The 7,623-nt window shown below is 67.8% G+C and carries 9 protein-coding genes, 1 tRNA gene and 1 pseudogene; 1 reads left to right on the top strand and 10 read right to left on the bottom strand.

What is annotated here, in order from left to right:
- The 6 genes and pseudogenes from ASG00_RS02990 to ASG00_RS02960 all read right to left on the bottom strand — a co-directional run.
- A pseudogene (locus ASG00_RS02990) lies at window positions 1-342 on the bottom strand (hypothetical protein); the annotation flags it as partial.
- A gap of 190 nt (window positions 343-532) precedes the next feature.
- Window positions 533-808: an Acb2/Tad1 domain-containing protein gene (locus ASG00_RS02985; protein WP_056206749.1), complete on the bottom strand. Its 276-nt coding sequence runs from the start codon at window positions 806-808 to the stop codon at window positions 533-535.
- 31 nt (window positions 809-839) lie between these two features.
- The gene (locus ASG00_RS02980) at window positions 840-2,003 is read right to left on the bottom strand and encodes a phage minor capsid protein (protein ID WP_056206746.1); all 1,164 of its coding nucleotides are present in this window, start codon (window positions 2,001-2,003) and stop codon (window positions 840-842) included.
- The gene (locus tag ASG00_RS02975) at window positions 1,984-3,585 is read right to left on the bottom strand and encodes a phage portal protein (protein ID WP_056206743.1); all 1,602 of its coding nucleotides are present in this window, start codon (window positions 3,583-3,585) and stop codon (window positions 1,984-1,986) included. Before ASG00_RS02975 ends, ASG00_RS02980 begins: the two co-directional genes overlap by 20 nt.
- Window positions 3,586-3,878: 293 nt before the next feature.
- Window positions 3,879-4,834: phage terminase large subunit (locus ASG00_RS18840; protein WP_442922590.1), on the bottom strand; the 956-nt coding region annotated here is incomplete at its 3' end.
- A 551-nt stretch (window positions 4,835-5,385) separates the two neighbouring features.
- Window positions 5,386-5,458, bottom strand: a tRNA-Gly gene (locus tag ASG00_RS02960).
- 425 nt (window positions 5,459-5,883) lie between these two features.
- Here ASG00_RS02960 and ASG00_RS02950 point away from each other — a divergent pair.
- Window positions 5,884-6,078: a hypothetical protein gene (locus ASG00_RS02950; RefSeq protein WP_056206732.1), complete on the top strand. Its 195-nt coding sequence runs from the start codon at window positions 5,884-5,886 to the stop codon at window positions 6,076-6,078.
- A gap of 43 nt (window positions 6,079-6,121) precedes the next feature.
- Here ASG00_RS02950 and ASG00_RS02945 read toward each other — a convergent pair whose 3' ends face one another.
- The 4 genes from ASG00_RS02945 to ASG00_RS02930 form a co-directional block, all read right to left on the bottom strand.
- A complete protein-coding gene (locus ASG00_RS02945) occupies window positions 6,122-6,385 on the bottom strand; it encodes a hypothetical protein (RefSeq protein ID WP_056206729.1) in 264 nt (87 codons plus the stop codon).
- Entirely contained in the window at window positions 6,378-6,566 is a 189-nt protein-coding gene (locus ASG00_RS02940) for a hypothetical protein (RefSeq protein WP_056206726.1), read from the bottom strand. The genes ASG00_RS02945 and ASG00_RS02940 overlap by 8 nt, the downstream gene beginning before the upstream one ends.
- Window positions 6,563-7,249, bottom strand: a complete 687-nt coding sequence (locus tag ASG00_RS02935) for a DNA cytosine methyltransferase (protein ID WP_200930840.1) — start codon at window positions 7,247-7,249, stop codon at window positions 6,563-6,565. Before ASG00_RS02935 ends, ASG00_RS02940 begins: the two co-directional genes overlap by 4 nt.
- Window position 7,250: 1 nt before the next feature.
- Window positions 7,251-7,623 (bottom strand): XF1762 family protein (locus ASG00_RS02930; RefSeq protein WP_056206847.1); only part of this gene is annotated, 373 nt, incomplete at its 5' end.

Genomic DNA, 7,623 nt, shown 5'->3' with positions numbered 1-7,623 from the left:
GACGGCGTCCTGCTGCGCCTTCGTCAGCGACGCGGTGAGCGCGGCGGGGTCGGTCGCGGCGTCCGGCTTGAGGCCGAGGGCGACGGCGAGCTTGTCCGTCAGGGCCTTCTGCGCCTCCTCCGCGGCGGTCTTCGCAGCGGTGCGGTAGTCGCCCGCTTCCTTCCGGGTGTCGCGGATGACCTTCTGTGCCCAGTCGGGGAGGTCCTCGACCTTCTCGCTGGGCGCGGGCGGTGCGGCCGGTTCGGCGGGCGCGGCCGGCGCAGCCGGAGCGGGCGGGGTCGACGTGCCTTCGACGGCGTCGCCCACGAACCGCAGCAGCGGGAACGGCTTCTTGATGAACATGGTCGTGCTCCTTCCGAGCGCCAGGCTCGTGGTGGGGATGGTTACCGGCCGCGGATGACGAGGCCGGCGAGGATCTCGGCCATCGACGTGAGACCGAGGCTTGGGGGTGTCGGGACGCTGGGGGCTGTCTTCGGCGTCTTCGTGAACGCGATGCCGGCGCGCTTCCGGGCCTTCCGTTGGCGGGTGGGCATCAGCGGAAGATGGCCTTGCCCGCCCACATCAGCGCCTCTTCGAGGTGCGTGAGGGCCAGAGATGCTTCACGGCAGGGCTGCACATTCGCCTCGATCTCGAACGCGGCGTCCCAGAGGTAGCCGCGGATGGCCTGCTGAGTTGCCAGACGCCTTGCGTGATCGGGTGCAGGGGGCGAGTCGGACGCGATCCTGAGTCGATCGTCGGTTCGCTGGGACGCGGCCTTGAGGTCAGCGTCGTCGTCGTGGTCGACGAGGTCAGAATCGGTGAGTGCCATGATCGTTCTCCTTGCTTGGGGATGACCCGACTCACCGGATGGGAGTCGGGAGCTTGATGCGGGCGTCGGTCAGGTCGACCTGCTCACGCCGGTAGTCGCGGGCGAACCCGGACGTCGCGACGAAGTCGCGCAGCTTCGCCTGACCCGCACGCACCTTCACGCGCGCGTCCGCGCGGGTCTCCGGAGACACCGCGAACTCGAGCTGCCGCTTCGCCTTCCGCACGTCCAGCTCGAGGCGACGCTGCTTCTGCGACAGGTCGTACGCGTCCTGCATCTCCGGGGTCCACACGTGGGCCTCGGGCAGCACCGTCACCCCGGGGAACACGGGGATGAGCGTGTGCTTGCAGTTCGGGTGGAACAGGCCCGCCGCGGTCGCTTCCGCGATCGTCGCGTCGACCGGGATCGTCGGATACGCGACCGGGGTCGCGGTGAGCACACGCCCCTGCCACGGGAAGCACAACGGGCACGGATGCCCCGTGTCGGGCACCGAGAAGTAGTCGACGCCGAGGGCCTGCATGCGGGCGAGGTGTGACGCGTTGTACGCGCGGGTCGCGGCGGTGCGGACAGCCATCTCCGTGTACGCCGACAGGGACCAGTTCCGGCCGGACTTGTCGGTGAACCCGGTGATGCCCTGCGACACGAACACCCGCCACGCCATCGCCTGCGCTTGCGCGGGGGTGACGTTGTTGTCGAGGACCTGCCGGACCGCGCCGTTCGGGGCGATCATCTTGTAGATGTCGTCGGGGAGGCGGGTGATCCGGAACCGGACGTCATCGAGGGACGACACGATGTCGTTGCGGATCGCGGCCGCTGCGCGTTCACCGTGAGGCATCGACAGGTCGAACGGGTCACCGCCGGGGAACGTCACATCCCGGCCCGGGGGGACACGCCCACCACCACCGCCACCGGCCTGGTGCGCCCGGGTGAGGACGAGTTCCGCGTCCCGGCGGCCCTCAGCCACCGCGGCAGTGATCATCGCCTGCAGCATCGGGGTGGACCGTGCCGTGAGGTACGTCAGCACCTGGCGAACGAGGAGACGCGCGCGGGTCAGGATCAACGCGTCCCGCGACACCGACCACGGCATCCGCAGCACCGCCGACACTCCCGCGAGCAGCTCATGCTCGGCAAGGACGTACAGGCCGATCAGTGCTGCCGCGATCTGTTCCGACGACGGCTCAGCCGGCTGCGGGGTCACCCGACGCCGCCTGGTCGAACGGGTTCATCATCGGGTCGGGCAGCGTCTGCGCGAACTCCGTCTTGATCTTCGAGACCTCGTCGTTGATCTGCGTCTCGTCCCAGTCGGGGTGCAGGATGCTCACCCGCTCCTCGACCGACGCGGACTCCGACGCGTACAGGGCCTGCACGGTCTGCGCGAGATGCAACTGCGACTCCTGCACACCATCGGAGAACTCGACGTGCACTTCACCGCTGCTCGGGTGGCCGAAGAAGTCACGGTCCACGGCGAGCAGCTTCTCGATGTACGCCTCGAGTGCGGGACGCCAGATCCGAATCTTCCGTGCACGGGTCATCAGGGAGCGGCGTTCGCGGGCTTCGATCTCCGTCGCCGTGCGGTCGCCGCGCTGCTCACCCTGCACACCGAACGTCGACATCGAGTAGCCCGCCATCTGCAGGATCTGCTCGACCAGCTCGTCGGCGGTGGCCTTGTACCCGGCGGGGTCGAACGCGGGCTGCATCACGTTCATCCGGTCCGCCATCGACAGGGGTGCCGTGCCGGACTGGCCGCTCATGTCGGTCGAGACGTACGTCTCCTGATCCATGTCGACCACGGACGCCTGACCGGGGCCGGCGGACTTCGCGAGCTCCTTCGACACCAGCACGCGGGCGCGCGCGGCGCGGCGTGCCCGCATCCAGTCCGACATCGTCTCCGACAGTTGATCCATCAGGTGCTCGATGCCGTCGAGGTCGGAGCGTCCCAGGTTCTGCCCGAGCGGGTCGTGACGCCACGACCGGTTCGGGGTCTGGTTCGGGATGTACGTGACCGCGAGGCCCGGCGACAGGGTGTCGATCGTGCCCTCGGCGGAAAGGTCAGCGTGGATCGCGAGAGGCGCTGTCTCGGGGCGGCTGGTGAGGCCGACGCGCATGCCGAGAGTCGTGTCGTCCCCGACGTACAGGCCGTGGAGGATCACACCCCGCCCGAGCGCGGTCAGCTCGTGGCGTTCCAGGTGACGCCACACGTTCTTCCCGTCGCGAGCGACCACAGCCCAGAAGGTGACCGCGGTGAGCACACCGAACCGGAACTCGGGGATCGCTTCGTCAGCGTCCTTCACGGTCGTGAACGGGCCGTCGGGCTTCACGGTGTCGTCCCACGTGACGCGGAGGTACACGCCGCCGAGCGCGGCCGACATCTCCGCGGCTTCCGCGACCGACGAGTGGAACCCGTCGTCCAGCAGTTCCCCGACGCGCGCCTGCGTGGCCTCGTCATTCGCGGTCACCGTCACCGGGTCGGAGAACAGCAGATCCGCGGACGCCTGGCAGATCTCCGCAGCGATCGGGACCGGGAGCTTCGTGTTCAGGCGGGTACCGATCGCGGGCTGCGCGACGAACCAGCGGATCGGGCCGAGCGAGTGGACCTTGATGCCGCCCGTGTCGGAAGCGAAGAACCCCGTCCGGTCCGGCATGATCCCGCCGCCGTACACGTACTGCAGCCGGTTCAGGTCGTTCGCCCACCACGCACCCCACCGGGCCATCGCGGGCAGCAGGTTGTCGAGGACCTTCGGCGGCCACTGTGCGGTCAGGGACGAAGCGGGGAGCGGCATCAGGTTCCCCCTTCCCAGGTCAGAACGTGTGTGGTCTCGGGCCGACTTCGTCGCGCCACTCGTACTCGGTGGAGGCGATCACGTAGCGGAGAGCGTCGAGGGAGTCATCGCGGTCCTTGATGGGCTCGTCGACGCCGCGTTCCTGCGCTTTCGGGTCGTACCGGTACTCGGGGGCTTCCTTGATGACGCCCCAGCACCGGTCGGTGACCTTCAGCAGGCCGCGGGCAAGGAGAGACGCGACGAGGCCGATGCCGTACGCGACGGAGTTGTCGGCCGGGGCGGTGTCCACTCCNCGCAGGAACCCCTCGGGGAGATGGTTGATCTTCAACCAGTCGGCGATCGCTTTCGCCTGTACTGATGGGGCTTGGCGGTGCGTCTGCGCGTCCGACTCGATGCGGAGCTCGTCGATCGCGTACAGCTTCCGGTCGTAGCCGAGGCCGAGAAGGATCACCGACGTGGCGTGCTGGGTGCCGAAGTCCATGCCGACGCCGAGGAGCCTGTACATGGGCGGGAGTTGCTCCCACGGGATCACGTGCTCCGCCGGGTCCCAACCGTCGTAGATCGCGCCCTCAGCGTTCGTCCACAGGCCGCGGATGAACCGGTCGAAGAACAGCTTCGACTTCCGGAACGACGCTTCCATGTCGGCGATGTACGACGGGCCCGGGTCGCCGCCCTCGAAGTAGAGCGGGTTGTCGTGCATCGTGAAGTGGAACACGATCATGTTCTGCGCGTCCGCGTCGAGGATGTACTTCACGCGCAGCCAATGCTGACTGGATCCAGGGTTGGTAGTCGCGAGGAGGCGGGCGCCGGCGACACGCAGACGGGTCAGCAGCATCGCCCAGAACGCCTCGGGAACCAGCGTCGCCTCATCGACGTACGCGAGCTCGATCGTCGACCCGCGGATCTTCTCCTCAGAGCGCGCGTCGTTCGCGCCGACGAGATGCACGACCCGGCCGAGGATGATCGCCGTGTTCGACCCGGTCGTGTGCTTCACCTGCTTCGCGAGACGCCCGAACAGTTCCGGCTTCTGCATCTCGCCGATGACGTTGCGTTCGATCGTCTGCAACGTCTTCCCGACGATGACGATCAGGCCGCGACCCTTGGTGTGCCGGATCGCGATGAACAGAGCGAGCAGAGACACCATGGTCTTGCCCGCCGACACCGCACCGACCCACAGCGCGATCTTCCGCCGCGACGCGCGGGCGATGCTCCACCGCTGCTTCCGTGACAGCGCCGGCGGTCGAGTCACCCCACGCCGCCGAACTCGGTGTCGTCCGCCTCGGCGAACTCGCCGTCGAACTCCGCCTCGATACGGTCCAGCACCGACTCCGCTGCGGCCGCACCCTCCGGAGTCGTCCCGAGGTGACGCGCCACCTTGTCCACGACGGTCGCCGCGGAACGGATCGCCATGTTGCGGACGTCCATTGGGGCAGCGTCGAGGAGGTGCGAATGGATCTCGCCATCCATGCCCCCGAACGACCACACGAGGTACGGGGCGTTCAGCAGGTCGAGCTCTTCCTGCACCTCAGCGACCATCATCCGCAGGAGCGTCTGCTGCTCAGCAGCGATGTCCAGCGCGTGAGCCNNNNCCGTCTCACCTGAGACGCTGAACTCGCGGGCGATGGAGTTACGGCTACGCGAGCCGTCCCGAGCCGCCTCCTGGATCTTCTCGCGCGTAAGGGCTTCGACTGGTCGATGTGCACGACGGGCGCGTGTGGCCATGGTGGTTCACCTCTTCGGTGGCGCCAGGCCACGTTCAGGGTTGGCGCGTGATGCGCGGTCAGCGGGTGACGTGGTGTGAGCGTTCGGCGAGGTTCGAACTCGCAACCCCCGACGTGGGAGGTCGGTGCTCTGCCTGTTGAGCTACGAACGCGGGATGGTACGACGAAGCCCCGGTTTACCTGTGGTCAGGGCCGGGGCTGAGTGTGTTCGGTGGGCGTAGTTCGCCACCATCTCGGTCAGATTGCAGCCAGTGCGGCTTAGTGTCAAGTAGGCGGGCGGCGTGTCACGCGTGTGGGGGTCGTGGTTTCCGGCGTCGGCCGTTCTGGCGGACGCTCTCGACGCGGAGGACGTCGTCGAGGTTCACGAGGGCTGGTTCGTTGGAGCGTTTGAACGTGCGGACGCCTTCGGAGCGGACCCACTCGTAGATGGTGCGGGTGCTGCGGTTCACGGTGCCGGCTGCCTGCCCGATCGGGACGTAGCCGGGGGGTGCGACCTCGTAGTACTCGACCATCTGTTCCCCTCCATCGCTATACCAAAGTATAGCGGGTGTTGCTCTACCCAGGTAGAGTTCTCCGTGTGGCCGTGGAAGACGATCTGGCAGCCGCGCAGGCCAAGCTCGAGGAGCTAGAGCAGCGCACGAAACAGCAGCGCCAGTACCGCAACCACGTCCTGCGTCAGGCGCTCGGATCCGGGGTGACCTGGGTGCGCGCCGGCGAGATCACGGGACTCTCGCCGCGCGGCATCCAGATCTCCCTGAAGTCGTCGGACTAGCCCGCGGCCTCGGCGACCGTCACCCACTCCTTCGGCTGGGAACTCATCGGGTCTCCTCTGTGGGTGACGGATCGGTCGGTTGCTGAGCCACGCGATCGCGGAGGCGACGGATCGCGGCGACGCGCACCCTGTCAGCGAGTGCGTGGACGTTGCGGTAGTGGTTCGTGTAGGCGAGGCCGTGACGGCGGATCGCTGACGCGTCACCCAGTACCGAGTACCGTGCCCACGCCACGCCGTAGCGGAACGCCCACACGACATCGTCGGGATGCATCGACTTCGGCACCCGCAGATTGATCGGCTCAGGCATCGTCAGACCCCCGATCGGTCGTGCCGCCCTCGCCTTCCTCGGCGATGTAGTACCGGTCGAAGTCGGTCTGCATCGCGACGCCCATGAACGCCTTCTCTCGGGCGCGCCGGTCGAGGTTTGTCGTGTCGATGCGGTGGATAGTCTCGTGCGTCTCGATGTCGTGGATCACTATCGCGGTCATGCTGCTGTCCTTTCATGGAGGTGAGTGAGCGCCTGGCCCCCGAGCCATTCGGTGTAGACGGGCGGGATTGCCTGCGCGAGTTCGTGCTCGTCACGCATGTCCATCCAGTCGATGCCGAGCAGCGCAGCTCGAACCGGCAGCGCGGGGGTGTAGCCGCCGCGCCGCTTCTGGTCGCGATCCTCGGGTGTGCGTCGCCGCGCGCCCTTGTAGGAGCCGCCGACAGGAGCGCCATCGTGCGCGCACGGTGCCGGGGCCATACCGACTGTGAATGACGTCTCGAACAGGCGGTGACGCTGTAGCTGCAACTCGACCCCATCCACGTCGGGAGCGCGTAGGCCGAACATCGATCCGCACAGCAGCACGGGATCGATCAGGGGCGCGCGTTCGACGTTCTCGATGATGTACGGCACGCCGAGCGATCGCAGTACCTCACGCGTCGGAGCGAGCAGGTCGGGATGCTTCACGTCGTGCGCGTTCGCCGATGCGCTGTACACCTGGCACGGCGGCGAGGCGTGGATCACGTCGAACTCCCGACCATGCTCGACCGCGAACGCGAGCGCGTCGGCAACGTGGTGCTCGAACGGGTAGTGCGGCTGCGGCACGATGTCGACACCGACGACCTCGAACCCGGCACGGTGATAGCCCATCCCGGCACCACCCGCACAGCTGAACAGATCGAGCAACCTAGGCATCCCGGCCACCATCCGTGTGGTCGGGTGACGGATCGGTCGAATGGGTGACCGACTCCCAGAGCACGCGCGGCACGTTGTCGGCCCTGTTCGTGCGCGGTCGTGAGGGCGTGTCCCAGCCGGGGCGAGGCGGGCGCTGAGCGACGACGCGGAAACCAGCCGCGTGAAGGCTCGCGCCACCTTCGTCGGCCTGCGTGTACGTGATGAGCCGGTCGTAGCCGAGCGCGAACGCGGCGCGGCGTGCAGCGCCGTAGAGCATGCTGTTCGCGTTGCGGGTGCCGTCCGTGGCCGTGCGGATCACTTCGAGCGTCGCGCCCTGCGACTGGATCACCCGCGACACCGGGCGTCCGACGATCGCCACGCCTACC

The sequence above is a fragment of the Microbacterium sp. Leaf351 genome, assembly GCF_001423825.1.
In the GTDB taxonomy this organism is placed as follows: Bacteria; Actinomycetota; Actinomycetes; order Actinomycetales; family Microbacteriaceae; genus Microbacterium; species Microbacterium ginsengisoli.
The sequence above is the reverse complement of the archived record's forward strand: the minus strand, read 5'-3'. Positions and strand labels throughout refer to the sequence as shown.